General features: G+C 34.5%; 19 protein-coding genes. 13 read left to right on the top strand and 6 right to left on the bottom strand.

What is annotated here, in order from left to right:
* Positions 1–32 precede the first annotated feature (32 nt).
* Positions 33–422 carry a hypothetical protein gene (locus tag BUB89_RS01105; protein WP_073241035.1) on the bottom strand — a complete coding sequence of 130 codons (390 nt, stop codon included), beginning with the start codon at positions 420–422 and terminating at the stop codon, positions 33–35.
* 394 nt (positions 423–816) lie between these two features.
* Between BUB89_RS01105 and BUB89_RS01100 the strand changes: the two genes are divergently transcribed.
* From BUB89_RS01100 to BUB89_RS01085, 4 genes are all read left to right on the top strand, one after another.
* On the top strand, positions 817–1,587 hold the full coding sequence (locus tag BUB89_RS01100; protein ID WP_073241033.1) for a hypothetical protein: 771 nt from the start codon (positions 817–819) through the stop codon (positions 1,585–1,587).
* 33 nt (positions 1,588–1,620) lie between these two features.
* Entirely contained in the window at positions 1,621–2,583 is a 963-nt protein-coding gene (locus BUB89_RS01095; protein ID WP_073241031.1) for a GSCFA domain-containing protein, read from the top strand.
* A gap of 2 nt (positions 2,584–2,585) precedes the next feature.
* A complete protein-coding gene (locus tag BUB89_RS01090) occupies positions 2,586–3,206 on the top strand; it encodes a DUF4230 domain-containing protein (RefSeq protein WP_073241029.1) in 621 nt (206 codons plus the stop codon).
* 85 nt (positions 3,207–3,291) lie between these two features.
* Complete coding sequence (locus BUB89_RS01085; RefSeq protein ID WP_073241027.1) at positions 3,292–3,531, top strand: hypothetical protein; 240 nt, start codon at positions 3,292–3,294, stop codon at positions 3,529–3,531.
* Positions 3,532–3,594: 63 nt separating this feature from the next.
* Here BUB89_RS01085 and BUB89_RS01080 read toward each other — a convergent pair whose 3' ends face one another.
* The 4 genes from BUB89_RS01080 to BUB89_RS18065 form a co-directional block, all read right to left on the bottom strand.
* Entirely contained in the window at positions 3,595–3,993 is a 399-nt protein-coding gene (locus tag BUB89_RS01080; protein ID WP_073241025.1) for a group III truncated hemoglobin, read from the bottom strand.
* A 37-nt stretch (positions 3,994–4,030) separates the two neighbouring features.
* Positions 4,031–5,275: a threonine ammonia-lyase IlvA gene (ilvA, locus tag BUB89_RS01075; RefSeq protein WP_073241023.1), complete on the bottom strand. Its 1,245-nt coding sequence runs from the start codon at positions 5,273–5,275 to the stop codon at positions 4,031–4,033.
* Positions 5,276–5,460: 185 nt separating this feature from the next.
* On the bottom strand, positions 5,461–6,000 hold the full coding sequence (locus BUB89_RS01070; RefSeq protein WP_073241021.1) for a DUF4136 domain-containing protein: 540 nt from the start codon (positions 5,998–6,000) through the stop codon (positions 5,461–5,463).
* Positions 6,001–6,106: 106 nt separating this feature from the next.
* The gene (locus BUB89_RS18065; protein ID WP_159434566.1) at positions 6,107–6,283 is read right to left on the bottom strand and encodes a C1orf53 family protein; all 177 of its coding nucleotides are present in this window, start codon (positions 6,281–6,283) and stop codon (positions 6,107–6,109) included.
* Positions 6,284–6,358: 75 nt separating this feature from the next.
* Between BUB89_RS18065 and BUB89_RS01065 the strand changes: the two genes are divergently transcribed.
* From BUB89_RS01065 to hemL, 4 genes are all read left to right on the top strand, one after another.
* Entirely contained in the window at positions 6,359–6,697 is a 339-nt protein-coding gene (locus BUB89_RS01065) for a hypothetical protein (protein WP_073241019.1), read from the top strand.
* 218 nt (positions 6,698–6,915) lie between these two features.
* Positions 6,916–7,821: a 1-aminocyclopropane-1-carboxylate deaminase/D-cysteine desulfhydrase gene (locus tag BUB89_RS01060; RefSeq protein ID WP_234982510.1), complete on the top strand. Its 906-nt coding sequence runs from the start codon at positions 6,916–6,918 to the stop codon at positions 7,819–7,821.
* Positions 7,814–8,659: a glucosaminidase domain-containing protein gene (locus BUB89_RS01055; protein WP_073241017.1), complete on the top strand. Its 846-nt coding sequence runs from the start codon at positions 7,814–7,816 to the stop codon at positions 8,657–8,659. The genes BUB89_RS01060 and BUB89_RS01055 overlap by 8 nt, the downstream gene beginning before the upstream one ends.
* 75 nt (positions 8,660–8,734) lie before the next feature.
* Positions 8,735–10,021, top strand: coding sequence for a glutamate-1-semialdehyde 2,1-aminomutase (hemL, locus tag BUB89_RS01050; protein ID WP_073241015.1), 1,287 nt, complete (start codon positions 8,735–8,737; stop codon positions 10,019–10,021).
* Positions 10,022–10,068: 47 nt separating this feature from the next.
* On the opposite strand, the gene BUB89_RS01045 is transcribed toward hemL, so the two are convergent.
* Entirely contained in the window at positions 10,069–10,467 is a 399-nt protein-coding gene (locus BUB89_RS01045; protein WP_073241012.1) for a hypothetical protein, read from the bottom strand.
* Positions 10,468–10,772: 305 nt separating this feature from the next.
* On the opposite strand from BUB89_RS01045, the gene BUB89_RS01040 reads away from it, so the two are divergent.
* The 5 genes from BUB89_RS01040 to BUB89_RS01020 all read left to right on the top strand — a co-directional run bounded on the left by BUB89_RS01040 (position 10,773) and on the right by BUB89_RS01020 (position 15,916).
* Positions 10,773–11,822 carry an MFS transporter gene (locus BUB89_RS01040; protein ID WP_073241009.1) on the top strand — a complete coding sequence of 350 codons (1,050 nt, stop codon included), beginning with the start codon at positions 10,773–10,775 and terminating at the stop codon, positions 11,820–11,822.
* Between the two features lie 26 nt (positions 11,823–11,848).
* Positions 11,849–14,065: a molybdopterin oxidoreductase family protein gene (locus BUB89_RS01035; RefSeq protein WP_073241007.1), complete on the top strand. Its 2,217-nt coding sequence runs from the start codon at positions 11,849–11,851 to the stop codon at positions 14,063–14,065.
* A gap of 19 nt (positions 14,066–14,084) precedes the next feature.
* The gene (locus BUB89_RS01030; RefSeq protein ID WP_073241005.1) at positions 14,085–14,654 is read left to right on the top strand and encodes a 4Fe-4S dicluster domain-containing protein; all 570 of its coding nucleotides are present in this window, start codon (positions 14,085–14,087) and stop codon (positions 14,652–14,654) included.
* A 475-nt stretch (positions 14,655–15,129) separates the two neighbouring features.
* Complete coding sequence (locus BUB89_RS01025; protein WP_073241002.1) at positions 15,130–15,645, top strand: Rieske (2Fe-2S) protein; 516 nt, start codon at positions 15,130–15,132, stop codon at positions 15,643–15,645.
* Between the two features lie 19 nt (positions 15,646–15,664).
* A complete protein-coding gene (locus BUB89_RS01020; RefSeq protein ID WP_073241000.1) occupies positions 15,665–15,916 on the top strand; it encodes a DUF6755 family protein in 252 nt (83 codons plus the stop codon).
* The last annotated feature ends 5 nt before the right edge of the window (positions 15,917–15,921 follow it).

Raw genomic sequence — 15,921 nt, 5'->3', positions numbered from 1 at the left:
GGGTTTCTGCTTGTAATTAAAGTATGAAAAAGTTATTTTTCGGAATAGGTTATTTCAATTCCGTTTTCTTCCAGGATATCCAGTAAGTAGGTGTTTTGTTTGGGATCGTATTTTTCAATACCACTTTGATACCATTTTAATAAAATACTAATTTGAAAATGGGTGTAGCCTTCGGTATCGATATTGATACCCAATAAACCTGCCAACAGGAATTCTTCTAAAATTTTTTCGTTAATTATTTTTTTCGGAATGCCATTCAGAACGCTACCATTCAGATTTTCATAATCAAATCTTCCGGAATCAAAACCTTCGTTAAAAGCCGAATTAGGAGTATCGCTCTTTATTTTCGAATAAGGATTTTGACCATTAGAATAGCCTTCTAAATAATCTTGTCTGTAAATAGGGTTAAAGATGTTTTTCATGATAATTAAAATCGTATTCTTTCCAAATGTAGAGGCAAAAAATCAGTTGACCATTTAAAATCGTTGAACGGAAAAAATAATCTTTAAAACGCTTTCCCTATGTTTTTTATCGTTAAAATTGGTCGTTATTCCTGTGTGGTTTTTATTAGAAAGCGATTGGTTTTTTTGGGACAATGATGGGTTAAAGATGCTTATTAGGGTCAAATGAAGGGCTGTTTTGAGCAATTGTGCTGTAACTATTACATAAAAATAGCGGTTTCAGATTTTTAATTTATAACTAAAGATTCTTTTGAACGAGTTTTTAGGTCGTTAAACCTGAATAATTGGTGTCGCTGAATTTATTATTTAGTTTTGAAAACCCTAATAATCTAAGTTCAATATAACCTAATCTGTAATGAAAAATTTAGCCCCCATATTTATTTTCATCTCGTGTATAACGTTGCTATTCACTTCCTGTGCAAATGATAAAGATGATAAGAGTAAAAATTTTGTCAAAATAATCGAATCGACTAAGGATGGTATTACTGAAAATTCGGTATTCACTTATAATGAAAACCAAATAGTAACTGCGGATAATTCTAAAGAAAAAACCGATTTCACCTATCAAAACGGATTAATTACTAAAATTACAACTTATAATAAAGCAACTCAGCTGAATGTGGTTTTGCTTTATACTTATAATAAAGAAAAATTAGTAAAAGTAACTTCTTCTGAAAAATACGTTATTTATTATACTCATAACGATAACGGTACGGTTTCTTATGAAAAATACACTATTGATTCTCAAAATGAGGAACAAAAAATTTGTCATGGTATCTTGTCTTTTAAAAATAAAAATCTAATCAAAGACGAATGTATTTTTGATAATGTTACTGAAAATTCCGTTTCTTCTTCTAAAACTACTTTTGAGTATGACGCTTATAATAATCCTTATTTCAGTATTTCAGGATATGAAAAATTATTAGATCATGGCGCATACGTTTCTAAGAATAATGCGGTAATGACAGTAGCTGAAACAGCAAGTACAATAGATGGACAAACCATTTCTTCGGCTAATATGTACACTACTAAATTTAAATATGATACCGATGATTATCCTACGGAACAAGTTTCGGAAGAGAGTTTGACGAATCCTAATTATTCTAAAATCCAGTATTTATATTAATTTTATAATACTTAATTTTGGAAAAAAGTCGTAATGCAATTTCGTACCCAAATTCCTGTTCCGCTAAGTCCGTTTCCAATAGATTATAGTGCTGCAATTGTATCCTTAGGTTCTTGTTTTGCAGTTAATATAGCTCAGAAATTAGCGTATTATAAATTTCAAAATAGTTGCAATCCTTTTGGGATAATCTTCAATCCTGTTTCTATTGAAAAATTAATCGAAAGAGCCGTAAAAAAAGATTTTTTTACTGAAAAGGATGTTTTTTTTCATAATGATTTATGGCATTGTTTCGAAGTGCATTCGGAGCTTTCTAATTCTGATAAAGAAGCATTTGTAGATTTGCTAAATCAATTAGTTGAAGATACCAATCAACAAATTACCCAATCTACACATTTCCTGATTACTTACGGAACTTCATGGGTATATCGAAATATAGAAAACAATCAGATTGTTGCTAATTGTCATAAACTACCTCAAAAACATTTTACAAAAGAAATACTTTCAATCGAGGTAATTCAGACCGCAATTCAGAATACCATGCGTTGGATTCAGTCTGTAAATCCGGAGGCTAAATTTACTTTTACCGTTTCGCCGGTACGTCACATCAAAGATGGTTTTGTAGAAAATCAAAGGAGTAAAGCCCATTTAATTGCTGCAATTCATCAAGTTTTAGGGGATTCTGAAATCTGTAATCTAAAATCTGCAATCTATTATCCAAGTTACGAAATCATGATGGATGAGCTGCGTGATTATCGCTTTTATGCCGAAGATATGCTGCATCCCAGTACTATTGCGGTAGATTATATTTGGGAAAGATTCAAAGAAACTACTATTGCCCAATCTGTTTTTACAGTGATGGACGAAGTGGGGACAATCCAAAAAGGGTTAGCACATCGTCCGTTTAATCCGCATTCAGAAAGTCATTTGAAATTTGAAGCGAATCTCCAAAAAAAAATCACTAAATTGGAATCACAATATCCATTTATGAAATTTTAGTTATGATAAAAAAGATAGTTATTGGTGTAATTGTAGTTTCCGCAGTTCTTTTGTTGTTTAAATATTGTGATTTCAAGAAAAATGACGAATCTGATATTAGCTACAATACCAATTTGATTCAGCAACAAATTGTAAATGTTGGAAAATTAGTCGTTACCGAAGGGCATTTCTCCGAAGTGATTACCTATAAAAATCAGCAAAAATACCTGATGAACATGGTTTCTTTCGAAAAGAAAGCGCTTATTGTAGTCAATGCAGATGTGACTGTTGCCTATGATTTGCAAAAAATGAAATACGATATTGATGAGAAAAACAAAACCATTACCATTATAAGTATTCCAAAAGAAGAAATAAAAATCAGTCCCGACATTCAGTTTTATGATGTAGAACAAAGCAAACTGAATCCTTTTACAGGAGAAGATTATAACAAAATCAACAAATCAGTAAAAGCCAATCTGGCTAAAAAAATAGAAAAATCTACTTTAAAGTCGAATGCGAAGAACCGACTCATTAGCGAACTTTCTAAAATCCTGATTCTGACCAATACAATGGGATGGACGTTACAATACGAAGGTCAAATCATTGAAACCGAAAAAGATTTAGGTAAACAGGTGAAAATGTAGTTTAGAATGATGTTTTATTAGATTATTAAAACAGTATATTTATCTGTGTAAAAGCACTACCTTTATACTACTAAATATTGATAAAATGAATATTGAAGCCCATAAAAATCAGATTATTAAGAGACTAAAAGATGTTCAGGATGAAAAAAATTTGGAACAAGTCGATGCTGTTTTAAATGGGAATCCTATTCTGGCTTATACAGCTGAGGGAGAATCATTGACGGCTTCTCAATATATTGAACGCATAGAAAACATCAGTGATGCAGTTGCTGATGGAGCTCAAACCTATACTTCGGAGCAAGTTCGTGCGTCTATTTTGTCATAAAGTAAAATTTTACTGTTTTTATTTTAGACAGATTATATTATTTGCTGTGCTAAAGAAATATAGTTAACTCTCAAAAAAATTCCGTCCGCCATTTCTGAAATACTCAATTTTATAAAAGAACATTTCTGCCATGTTTTTAGCGCGGAGTTTGGCTTCTTCGGCTAATTTACCTTGAAATAAACCGTCAATAGTTTCAGTGAAAATTTCCATCCAACGGTTAAAATGTTCTTTAGCCACTGGTAAATGCTTGTGTGGCGGAAAAGGACTTCCTGAATACGTGTGTTCCTCTAATAAGATGGTTTGCCAAAAACGGTACATTCTTTCTAAATGTGCCGGCCACTGATTGCCAATTTTTTCATTAAAAACAGGGCCAATTAAGTTGTCTTGCTGCACTTTAGTATAGAAAGAATCTACCAGTAATTTGATATCATCAAGGTTTTTTATGTCTGTTAAATCGTTCATGTTTTTAGAAATAGTGAAGTACAAAGTTAGCTGGTTTTTAACCAATTAACTGATGGAATAAGTCTTGTTTTTCGTTCAGGTATTTGTATTCAAAACCTTTATTATCCATTTTTTCTTTTATGGCAACGATATCGTTTTTATTTTTAAGTTCAAGACCTACAACTGCCGGGCCCACTTCGCGGCTGTTTTTCTTGGTAAACTGAAAATAAGTAATGTCATCATCAGGACCTAAAATGTCATTAACAAATTCCTTTAAAGCACCGGGGCGTTGAGGAAACTGGATCATAAAATAATGCATTAATCCTTCGTAAAGTAAAGAGCGTTCTTTTATTTCGGCTGTGCGTTCAATGTCGTTATTACTTCCGCTGACGATGCATACCACGGTTTTTCCTTTTATTTCTTCTTTATAAAAATCCAATGCAGAGATAGTTAAAGCTCCAGCGGGTTCTACCACCATAGCTTCTTCGTTGTACAAACGTAAAATAGTAGTGCACACTTTCCCTTCCGGAACAAGAATAATGTCACTCAGGTTTTTTTGGCAAATTTCAAAAGTCATTTTGCCTACTTGTTTTACGGCGGCTCCATCTACAAATTTATCGATGTTTTCTAAAACACTCACTTTGCCATTAGCTATCGAAGTTTTCATAGAGGGCGCTCCTTCGGGCTCCACGCCAATGATTTTAGTATTGGGACTCAAGTGTCTGAAAACTTCCGAAAGTCCGGATGCAAGTCCGCCACCGCCTATTGGAACAAAAACATAATCGATAGGTTTCTTATAACTTTCCAGAATTTCAAGACCTACAGTTCCCTGTCCTGCCATTACTTTTATATCATCAAAAGGATGGATAAAAGTTATTTTGTTTTCGGTAGCATCTGCCATTGCAGCGGCATATGCATCATCAAAGGTGTCGCCGGTAAGTACAATTTCGATAAAATCACCTCCAAAAAGGCTTACCTGTTTCAGTTTTTGTTTCGGGGTGGTTTTGGGCATGTATATTTTGCCTTTTATGTGTAGCAGTTTGCACGAATAAGCTACTCCCTGAGCATGATTTCCGGCACTGGCACATAATACGCCTTTTTCCTTTTCGGCAGTGGTTAAGGTACTGATTTTGTTATAAGCTCCTCTTATTTTATAGGAACGAACGGGTTGTAAATCTTCTCGTTTTAATAAAATCCGTGCATTAAATTCTGTAGATAAATTTAAATTTTCAGATAAAGGTGTTGCTGTTATAACTTCTTGTAATTGCTTTTTTGCTTCTTGTATTTGATGGAATAATTTCATGTTTTTCGGGTATAAAAAAACCTCCTGAAGAGGAGGTTTATAAATTTGTATCTGGATTACTGATTTACATAACACTCCGCCATTATTGTTGAATAATGTTAATCGAAATGTTGATGTAAATAGTTTTGTTCATTGTTTAATTTGAATTACAAATATATCAATTTATGTTTATAAATTTAAAAGACTTATTTTTTTGTTTCAGTTGGCGGGAACTGCGCGAGAATTTTGGCTACAAACTCATTGATTTGTTGTTCTTTTTCTCTTCGGTTTTCGGTAAGTGTACCTATTCCTTCTCCTTGCCAGATAAGCTCTTTTTTCTTAGCATCGATTAAATCAATGTAAAGTGTTCCCTGAGTTGATGATGTAGCATAGGTGTTTCCTCCCCAAAAATAAGGGTTCCATCCCCATCCCCAACCGTATCCCCAACCCATATTGAATTGGTTTACGTCAACTTGTTCTCTTTCTTTGGTAAAAATATTAATCAGTAAATCAGGATTTTCACTTTTAGTCATTCCTTTTTTACTTAGTTCGTTGTCAATAGCACGTAAGATTCTTTTTTTATCTAATTCAGATATTTGAACACGGTCAACGCCTTTTTTGTGAAAAGCATAGGTTTTGTACTGAGTAAAATCAGCACGACTGTCAAAATCAGAATAGACCCTTACAGAGCTACAAGAGCTCAAAACAAAAAGAAATAAAAGCGGTAATATTTTGAGTGTTTTCATGGTGCAATTATTTGATTATTATATAATTAAAGATTCGGTTTTATTTTATATACGATGAAAAACCATAAAAGATTTAAAATAAACTGTCTTTATGATTTTGTTAGCGTTATTTTTTATTCGTTCCTGTTTTTTTATCATATCCATAAGGACAGTGTCGGCAACCACTTTTACAACAATACCCTCTTTTTAAATGATGCTTTTCAGTAAAACATTTATATCCTTCGGGGGTGTAATAGAAATCTTCACCTTCTATTAATTTATTTTCATTACTTTGTCCTGTCATTAATAGGTTTTATTTCTGTTTTTGAAAAGTCAAAAAACAATTGTTGTCTACACAAATTTATAAATTAATAAACCAATGTTTTTTATTGTTAACAAGTATTTAATACCAAAAGGTTTTCGTGGCTTAACGGCTTATCCGTTTGTGTTTTTAAAATATCGTGTTGATAAAGAAAACCCTGTTTTTATCAATCATGAACGCATTCATTTAAAACAACAATTAGAATTACTGATACTGCCTTTTTTCATTTGGTACGTTCTGGAATACCTGATTTACCTGTTAAAATATGGTAACAAAAACCGTGCCTATAGAAGTGTATCATTTGAAAGAGAAGCATATAGCAATGAGTCAGATATGGATTATCTTAAAAAAAGAAGGATTTTTAGTTTTTGGAAATATTTGTTTCAATCGAAATAAGCAGAGCTGTAACCGCAAGTGTGCAAAGATTTTTGCAAATTTTTGAAGATTTAATACAGTAGATTAGCAGAATTTTTTTTAATAACTTTTAAATTCAAAAAAGAAAATATAATTTGCGAATTAGCGGTAATAAAATTATCATAGAGATAATAAGATTCTTCGTGTATTCGCGACGAAAAAAGTTTCCTTTATAACTATAAGTTTTACCTTTGTCAAAAATAATTGCTTTGAATCAAAAACTGCAAATCACGTTTCCAAATTCTATTTCCGTTACTATCAAAAGGGAAGATTTAATTCATCCTGTTGTTTCGGGAAATAAGTTCAGGAAACTAAAGTACAATTTGCTTCAGGCAAAAACCGAAAATAAAAAAACGCTGCTCACCTTTGGTGGAGCTTTTTCAAATCATATTGCTGCTGTTGCTTTTGCAGCCAGAGAAAATGGTTTTCAATCCATAGGAATTATTCGCGGAGATGAATTAAGAGATAAAATTGCACAGAATGCTACGTTGCAATTTGCTCAGGAATGTGGTATGCAATTTGAATTTGTTTCTCGTGAAGCTTATCGCTTAAAGAATGAATCTTCGTTTTTAGAAGAATTAAAATTGAAGTTTGGTGATTTTTATCTGATTCCCGAAGGTGGAACTAATGAGTTAGCGGTTAAAGGTTGTCAGGAAATTTTAACCGATGAGGATCGTGAGTTTGATTATATTTGTTGTGCAGCAGGAACAGGCGGAACCATTTCGGGAATTATTAACAGCGCCTTACCGCATCAAAAAGTTTTAGGATTTCCAGCTTTAAAAGGCGACTTTTTACAAGATGAAATTTGTATTTTTGTGCAAAATAAAAATTGGAAGTTAATTAATGACTATCATTTTGGCGGATATGGCAAGGTAAATGAAGAATTGATAGCCTTTATTAATGATTTTTATGATACAAATCAAATTCCTTTGGATCCTGTTTATACCGGAAAGATGGTTTTTGGCGTTATAGATATGATTCAAAAGAATTATTTTCCGGCTCAGTCCAATATTTTGCTTATTCATACCGGTGGTCTTCAGGGAATTCAGGGGATGAATGCAAAACTAAAAAAGAAACAATTACCAACAATAGCTATCAATGTTTAAAAAAAGCCTACTTTTATTTATTGCCTTAACACTTATTAGTTGTCACGCTACCAAATCCCCTATTGTAACAACAAAAAAAGCAGCGAGTAAAAACACAACTTATTCTTCCAGAAACAAAAAAAATAATACAGCTAAACCTAAAAGTCGTAACGAAGTAATTGAATCGACTTCGAGAACGGTGGTTACTAATGATATTGTTAGTAATTATGTTTTGCAGTACAAAGATGTTGCTATGGGAAATATGAAAACTTATGGCATTCCTGCGAGTATTATTTTGGCTCAGGGAATTCTGGAATCAGGAGCCGGGAGAGGGGATTTGGCTGTAAGTGCTAATAACCATTTTGGGATTAAATGCCACGCTGACTGGAAAGGTGATTCTGTTAGACATGATGATGATTCCAGCCAGGAATGTTTTAGAAAATACAATAAAGTAGCCGAATCGTATAAAGATCATGCTTTATTTTTAACAGGTAAAGGTCGTTATGCCAGCTTATTTACTTTAGACAAAGACGATTATAAAGCATGGGCAAAAGGATTAAGAAAAGCAGGTTATGCCACTGATCCGAGATATCCGGATAAATTAATATCTTATATTGAACGTTATAATCTAGGGCAATATGACGCCATGGTGTTAGGAACACGATATATCCCAATAGAAAATCAAAACACCAGAGTTGTGAATATAGAATCAGGCAGTGAGGGTTTTTATGAAGTTCAAAAAGGGGATACTTTGTATTCTATTTCAAAAAAATACAATGTGCTGGTAGAGGATTTAAAACGGAAAAATAATCTTTCAAACAATACGCTTTCCATCGGACAGATGTTGAAAGTGAATTAATAAGTGTAAATAAAATAAGTTAGAAATTAAGGTTCTTTTTAAATCTGAAATCTACAATCTGAAATTTAAAAATAAATGTTATATCAAAGAAGTAGTCAGTTATTTGCTGAAGCAGAAAAAGTAATTCCGGGAGGCGTTAATTCGCCGGTTAGAGCATTCAAATCAGTAGGAGGAACGCCCATTTTTGTAAAAAAGGCCAAAGGTGCTTATTTATATGATGAAGATGGAAACCGCTTAATTGATTATATTAATTCCTGGGGTCCCATGATTTTAGGTCATGCTTTTGAACCCGTAGTCCAGGCTGTTACTGAGAGAGCTAAACTGGGAACTTCTTTTGGGATGCCTACCGAATTAGAAACTCAAATTGCCGCTTTGGCTGTATCGATGGTTCCTAATATTGATAAAATCCGTTTTGTAAATTCAGGAACTGAAGCCTGCATGAGTGCGGTAAGACTGGCTCGCGGATTTACGAAGAGAGATAAAATTATCAAATTTGCAGGTTGTTATCACGGACATTCGGATTCTTTCCTGATTCAGGCAGGAAGTGGAGCTATGACATTTGGAACACCTAATAGTCCTGGTGTAACAGCCGGAACTGCTAAGGATACCTTGCTGGCTACCTATAATGATTTAGAAAATGTACAAACTTTAATTACAGCAAATCCAAACGAAATTGCTGCTATTATTGTAGAACCGGTTGCCGGAAATATGGGATGCGTGCCACCGGTAAAAGGATTTTTAGAAGGCTTACGCCAATTGTGTTCAGCAAACGGAATTTTACTGATTTTTGATGAGGTAATGACCGGTTTTCGTTTGGCAAAGGGTGGTGCTCAGGAATTATTGAACATCAATGCAGATATTGTTTGTTTCGGAAAAGTAATCGGAGGAGGACTTCCGGTAGGAGCTTTTGCTGCACGTGAAGAAATTATGAATTACTTAGCGCCAATAGGTCCGGTTTATCAGGCAGGAACCTTGTCAGGTAATCCATTGGCAATGGCTGCTGGTCTGGCAATGCTGGAGTCTCTAAATAATGATGCGGCTATTTTTCAACGATTAGAAGCAAAAACAGCTTACTTAGAAGCAGGTATTCATAAAGTGTTAAAAGCTAATAATATTGTTTATACTATTAATAGAGTAGGCTCAATGATTTCGGTTCATTTTGATGCGAGTCCGGTTATTGATCTTAAAACAGCTGCTAATGGAGATAATGAGATCTTTAAGAAATTCTTCCACGGTTTGCTGCAAGAAGGAGTTTATATTGCACCATCGGCTTATGAAACCTGGTTTATTACTGATGCTTTGAGTTACGAAGATTTGGATTTTACTATAAATGCCATTGATAAAGTTTCAAAAACATTATAATTAAAAGAGCAAAAAAAAAGCTTCGAGTTTGATCTCGAAGCTTTTTTTTAGTTTTCCATATCCGCTCCACCTTGTGGTCGTTCTGGTCGGTCTCCCATTCCGCCACCTTGACGGTTACCCATTCTTTTTCTCATTTCAGCTTGATTAGCTTCCCATTTTTTTAATTGTTCCGGAGTTAGAATTGTTTTTAATTTTTCTTCCGTTTTTTTTCTTTCTTCCATCATCTGTTCTCTGGAAAAACCAGTTTGAGCCTGTCTGTTTTTAGCTTGTTCAGCATAAAGTTGTTTTACTTGCTCTTGTTGTTTCGCATCAAGATTTAATTGTGTTGTCAATCTTTCAACCCGTTTTTCCGGAGAAAAATCACCTCTTTGTGGTCTGTCATTGTTGTTTTGAGCAAAACTTGAAGCTCCCACAACAAATAATGCGGCAATAATTAATTTTTTCATTTTTTCTTTTTTTGATTAATGTTAAAAGTTTATTGGTATAAGATGTTAATTATAGAATAAGGTTTAATGCTTAAGGTGAAAATTAATAAAATAGTAGTTAATACCTTGTAGAATTAATAGTTTGAAAAACAAAATTTTATGTGATTCAAAGTCTGTCTATTAAAAATCTGTTGTTAATATAACAGTCAAAACTATTTTTGTGTTAAAATAAAAATACTTAAGTATTTTAACGTAGTTTTACTTAATTTTACTTTTTAAAAAGAATTTTTAGCCACTGGAAACATAAATTTCAAAAACTGCTCCAAATGAAAAACAGAACATACAACATAAAGGCGCTGCTTATTGCTACCGTATTGTCACTATTGATGATTGTATTGGTTTTTTACGGTTCCCGGGAATTACAAAATTTTGATGCGGCTTTGATTACGTATTTATTCGGGACTGTGTTTGCTTTTTTTGGTATTGTTTACCGTTATACAGTTTGGCTGCAAAGACCACCTACCTGGATTTATTTTAAAAGAGGGGTTTGTTTCTTATTTACAGGAAAAGTTTTTTCTCATTTTTGGTTTGCTTCTAAGGAAACGGTTTCCAATATTGTTTTTCAAAAATTTATTTATCCAAGAGGAAAATACCGTTGGATGGCTCATTTTATGATTGCAGTGGGCTGTACTTCGGCTTTCCTGATTACTATTCCATTGACTTTTGGATGGGTGCATTTCACGATGGCACCTAATTCGATTTCTGTATATGAAGCCCATTTCTTTGGATTCAAATTAATGGAATTTGATTTGGATTCTGTTATGGCATTCATGACATTTCACGCCTTAAACTGGTCGTCCTATATGGTGATTTTTGGTGCGGGATATTACCTGAGAAGACGATTGACTAATCCCGGTTTAATTGCGACACAAACATTTGAAGGCGATTTATTACCCCTTATTCTATTGATAGCAATTTCGGTTACAGGACTTGGTTTGACTTATTCTTATGAGTTTATGAAAGGTCTCGCTTTTGATTTTCTGGCTGTTTTGCATGCTGTCACTGTAATCTTGTTTTTGATATGGATTCCGTTTGGGAAGTTTTTTCATATCATTCAGCGTCCGGCACAAATTGCAGCACATATTTACCATAGAGTAGGAAAACAACAAGGAATGGCGGTTTGCGAACATACAGGAGAAGAATTTGCAACTAATTTGCATATTAAAGATCTTAAAATGCTAACCAAAAAATTAGGATTTGATTTTGACAGAGAAGATGGCAGTTCGCATTTGGATTTAAGTCCGGAAGGAAAAAGATCCCGTTTAGCACAGGCCCATTTAAAGGCAAGGCAGGCAGGTGGGGAATTATTTGGATAATTTAATGAAAGTAAAAGAATTTAAACATGGCTAAATTACCTGTTTCAGAAGAACATATTATTACACAGTTTGGTCCTCATAAAAATTACAGTCCAAAAGAAGGTTATGAAGGAAGAGACGAACCGGATCAATTAGTAAAAACCCATTGTTGTTTTTGCGGAATGCAATGCGGAATTCAGTTATCAGTTAAGGAAAATAAAGTAGTAGGTTTTGAACCCTGGATGGAATTTCCTTTTAATGAAGGCCGATTATGTCCCAAAGGAGTACAGCGCTATTTGCAAAACAATCATCCAGACCGGCTTTTAAGTCCATTAAAAAGAGTAGAAGGACAAGGTTTTGTCCCTACCTCCTGGGATGAGGCCATGTCTAAAACAGTAAAAGAAATCCAACGCATTCAAAAAGAATATGGCAACGATGCCTTTTCTGTTCTTTCCGGAGTTTCATTGACCAATGAAAAAAGTTATTTGATGGGTAAATTTGCCCGTGTAGCTTTAAAAACGAAGAATTTAGATTACAACGGTCGTTTGTGCATGGTAAGTGCAGGAGCGGGAAATAAAAAAGCTTTTGGTTTAGACAGAGGTTCGAATAACTATTCGGATTTAGAATATGCCGAAGTAATTATTGTGGCTGGAGCCAATGTCAGTGAAACTTTCCCCACATTAACACACTGGATTTGGAAAGCACGAGATCGCGGAGCCAAATTAATAGTCATTGACCCCCGAATAATTCCTCTTGCCAGAACAGCTGATCTTCATTTAGATATACGTCCCGGAACCGATTCGGCTTTGTACGGTGCTATGTTGAAATATTTGGCAGATCATGATATGTTAGACCATGATTTTATAGATAATCATACGTCAGGATTTCAGGAAACTTTAGATGCTGTAAAGGACAATACGCTGGAATGGGCTGAAGAAATTACAGGAATTAAGAAAGAAAAAATCCAACAGGCAGCTGAATTATGGGGAAGAGCCAGTACCAGTTTCCTGCTTCATGCCCGCGGAATTGAACATCATTCTAAAGGAGTGGATAATGTACTAGGTTGTATCAATTTAGTTTTGGCAACCGGAAGAATTGGTAAACCTTATTGTGGTTATGCAACTATTACCGGACAAGGAAATGGTCAGGGAGGAAGAGAACATGGACATAAATGCGATCAATTACCGGGAAACAGAGATATAGAAAATCCGGAACATCGCAAGTATATTTCGGATGTTTGGGGAATTGATGAGAAAGATTTACCGGGTAAAGGTTTGTCAGCATACGAAATAATTGAGGCTATTCACAGAGGTGAAATCAAAGGTTTGTTATCAATATGTTTTAATCCGTTAGTTTCGTTGCCTAACAGCAATTATGTTCGGGAAGCATTAGAAAAATTAGAATATTATGTGTGTATTGATTTCTTTTTAAATGAGACCGCTCGCCATGCTGATGTTGTTATGGCAGGTTCATTACAAGAGGAGGAAGAAGGAACAACAACTTCGGCTGAAGGTCGTGTTATTCGAATAAGACAAGCGGTAACGCCTCCCGGAGATGCCAGAACAGATACTTCGATAATCTTAGAATTAGCAAAGCGTTTGGGAGTAAGAACCAAATTTGCTTTCGAAAATAGTGAAGAAATTTTCAATGAGTTGCGTGTGGCTTCCAAAGGAGGAACAGCTGATTATAACGGTATCACTTATAAAAAGATAGAAGATAATATGGGTGTTTTTTGGCCTTGCCCAACCGAAGATCATCCCGGAACGCCACGTTTATGGGAAGACAGAAAGTTTAAAACCCCAGATGGTAAAGCTCATTTTAATCCCGCACCATACAAACTTCCGGGTGAAGTAACCTGCGTTGATTATCCTGTAATTTTAACTACAGGACGTGTAGTTTCTCAATATCTGAGCGGAACGCAAACACGAAGAATTGGGAAATTAGTAGACCAGTATCCGGAGCCTTTAGTAGAAATACATCCTAATCTGGCAAAACAATTTGGAATCAGACAAAGAGAATTAGTTAGAGTTTCTACCCGCAGAGGAGAGGGAATTTTTCCGGCTAATATTGTAGAAACCATTCGGGAAGACACCGTTTTTATTCCGTACCACTGGTCTGGGAAAAAATCGGCAAACCAGTTAACTCCGGGTACATTAGATCCTATTTCTAAAATACCTGAATTTAAAGTTTGTGCCTGTCATTTGGAACCACTTAATGAAATTGCTCCGCCTTCAAATGAATCAACGGCTTATGCAAGTGTTTAATCTATAAAGAAGAAAGTAAATGAACTATACCAGTTTTAATAAAAACGAAGAGTTTTTTGTAGATATGCAACGTTGCATTGGCTGTAAAGCCTGCGAATTAGCTTGTGCTGAGTGCGAAACAAACGGTCAGGAATCGATGATCCATGTTAATTATACAGATCGTGCAGCAACGGTTCAAACTACCGTTCAGGTGTGTATGCATTGCGATGATCCTGTGTGTGCTAATGTTTGTCCGGCTGATGCAATTTCGAAAGACGAATTCGGAATTGTTCACACCGCTAATACAGAAAGATGTATTGGTTGTTCGAATTGTGTAATGGCTTGTCCTTTTGGTGTACCCAAAAAAGAAGAGAATTACGATTTGATGATGAAGTGCACGATGTGTTATGACCGAACCAGTGTAGGTAAAAAACCGATGTGTGCCACAGTTTGTCCAAGTGGAGCCTTGTTTTATGGTACCAAAGATGAAATTCAGGAAATGCGTCCGAATAGTACCCCCGTAAATACTTTCTTTTTTGGAAAAGAAGTGGTGAATACCAAAGTGAATATCATGATGCCAAAAGGCAGTACGGAATTGATTATATATTAAGAAGTTAGAAGTTAGAAGTTAGAAGTGGGAAGTTAGAAGTGGGAAGTTAGACGTAGAAAATTTTTTCCACCCTTTAGGGAGGGGAAAGAAAAAAATAGAACATAAAGAGGTTAGAAGTGGGAAGTTAGAAGATGGAAGTTAGACGTAGAAAATTTTTTCCACCCTTTAGGGAGGGGAAAGAAAAAAATAGAACATAAAGAGGTTAGAAGTGGGAAGTTAGAAGATGGAAGTTAGACGTAGAAAATTTTTTCCACCCTTTAGGGAGGGGAAAGAAAAAAATAGAACATAAAGAGGTTAGAAGTTAGAAGTTAGAAGTGGGAGGTTAGGAGTTAGACGTAGAAAATTTTTTCCACCCTTTAGGGAGGGGAAAGAAAAAAATCAGAACATAAAGAAGTTAGAAGTTAGAAGTTAGAAGTGTCTCAACTTAAAAACTAAAACCTGGAATCAGAAATACAAACTTTTTACAACATAAAAAATGTCTAAAAAAGAAGAGAATTTAAATAAAAACTGGAAGAAAGATTTTCCAATTGAAAAACAACAGGCAACAAATGTAAGCCGTCGTGATTTTGCTAAATTTCTAACGTTGGTTTCCGGAGGATTGATGGTAGGAAGTGGTTTAGTTACCGCTAAAGCTTATATGTATCCTAAAGAAGAAATGGCGGGGGAACATTTTGTATGTAAAAAAGAAGAAGTACCCGTAGGCGGGACACGTGCTTTTGTTATTGAAGGAAGTACAATACCTTATATTTTAATTCATCTGGAAACTGGCGAGTTTAAAGCGTATGAACAGAAATGTACCCACCTTTCCTGTTCGGTTTTTTACAAGCCAGGAACCGGAATTATTCATTGTCCTTGTCATGAAGGTTCTTTTGACGCTAAAACAGGAAATGTATTAGCTGGCCCGCCTCCAAGAGCTTTACCAAAATTAGATGTTTTTTTCAAAGAAAATGCCGTGTATGTAAGAGCAGTTCAAGAAGAGAAAATAGGATAAGTTAAAAAATAGCGCCATTATGAGTAATTTTAGAAGAAGCCAAAATCAGTCTAATCCCAATAAGTTAAATGCGATTCTTTCGACTGTGATTTTTATATTGATTCTGAATGTAACCATTCAAATCTGGCTGTTGTATGCCGCTTTAAATAATGCTTTGGATAATAATAAAGAGATTCTTATTCCGGCTTTTGTAGCTTCGTTTGTATTGTTTTTAGTTGGTATTTGTTGTATTTATTATATGCCAACAGGGAATACAAACTCAGTAAAATAAAGAAA

Source organism: Flavobacterium flevense (assembly GCF_900142775.1).
Lineage (GTDB): Bacteria > Bacteroidota > Bacteroidia > Flavobacteriales > Flavobacteriaceae > Flavobacterium > Flavobacterium flevense.
This window is presented reverse-complemented; position numbering and strand designations above follow the sequence as displayed.

What these genes read in the sequence shown, in the direction of transcription:
- BUB89_RS01105 (WP_073241035.1), bottom strand. Translation starts at nt 422, where the DNA reads ATGAAAAACATCTTTAACCCTATTTACAGACAAGATTATTTAGAAGGC.
- BUB89_RS01100 (WP_073241033.1), top strand. Translation starts at nt 817, where the DNA reads ATGAAAAATTTAGCCCCCATATTTATTTTCATCTCGTGTATAACGTTG.
- BUB89_RS01095 (WP_073241031.1), top strand. Translation starts at nt 1,621, where the DNA reads ATGCAATTTCGTACCCAAATTCCTGTTCCGCTAAGTCCGTTTCCAATA.
- BUB89_RS01090 (WP_073241029.1), top strand. Translation starts at nt 2,586, where the DNA reads ATGATAAAAAAGATAGTTATTGGTGTAATTGTAGTTTCCGCAGTTCTT.
- BUB89_RS01085 (WP_073241027.1), top strand. Translation starts at nt 3,292, where the DNA reads ATGAATATTGAAGCCCATAAAAATCAGATTATTAAGAGACTAAAAGAT.
- BUB89_RS01080 (WP_073241025.1), bottom strand. Translation starts at nt 3,993, where the DNA reads ATGAACGATTTAACAGACATAAAAAACCTTGATGATATCAAATTACTG.
- ilvA (WP_073241023.1), bottom strand. Translation starts at nt 5,275, where the DNA reads ATGAAATTATTCCATCAAATACAAGAAGCAAAAAAGCAATTACAAGAA.
- BUB89_RS01070 (WP_073241021.1), bottom strand. Translation starts at nt 6,000, where the DNA reads ATGAAAACACTCAAAATATTACCGCTTTTATTTCTTTTTGTTTTGAGC.
- BUB89_RS18065 (WP_159434566.1), bottom strand. Translation starts at nt 6,283, where the DNA reads ATGACAGGACAAAGTAATGAAAATAAATTAATAGAAGGTGAAGATTTC.
- BUB89_RS01065 (WP_073241019.1), top strand. Translation starts at nt 6,359, where the DNA reads ATGTTTTTTATTGTTAACAAGTATTTAATACCAAAAGGTTTTCGTGGC.
- BUB89_RS01055 (WP_073241017.1), top strand. Translation starts at nt 7,814, where the DNA reads ATGTTTAAAAAAAGCCTACTTTTATTTATTGCCTTAACACTTATTAGT.
- hemL (WP_073241015.1), top strand. Translation starts at nt 8,735, where the DNA reads ATGTTATATCAAAGAAGTAGTCAGTTATTTGCTGAAGCAGAAAAAGTA.
- BUB89_RS01045 (WP_073241012.1), bottom strand. Translation starts at nt 10,467, where the DNA reads ATGAAAAAATTAATTATTGCCGCATTATTTGTTGTGGGAGCTTCAAGT.
- BUB89_RS01040 (WP_073241009.1), top strand. Translation starts at nt 10,773, where the DNA reads ATGAAAAACAGAACATACAACATAAAGGCGCTGCTTATTGCTACCGTA.
- BUB89_RS01035 (WP_073241007.1), top strand. Translation starts at nt 11,849, where the DNA reads ATGGCTAAATTACCTGTTTCAGAAGAACATATTATTACACAGTTTGGT.
- BUB89_RS01030 (WP_073241005.1), top strand. Translation starts at nt 14,085, where the DNA reads ATGAACTATACCAGTTTTAATAAAAACGAAGAGTTTTTTGTAGATATG.
- BUB89_RS01025 (WP_073241002.1), top strand. Translation starts at nt 15,130, where the DNA reads ATGTCTAAAAAAGAAGAGAATTTAAATAAAAACTGGAAGAAAGATTTT.
- BUB89_RS01020 (WP_073241000.1), top strand. Translation starts at nt 15,665, where the DNA reads ATGAGTAATTTTAGAAGAAGCCAAAATCAGTCTAATCCCAATAAGTTA.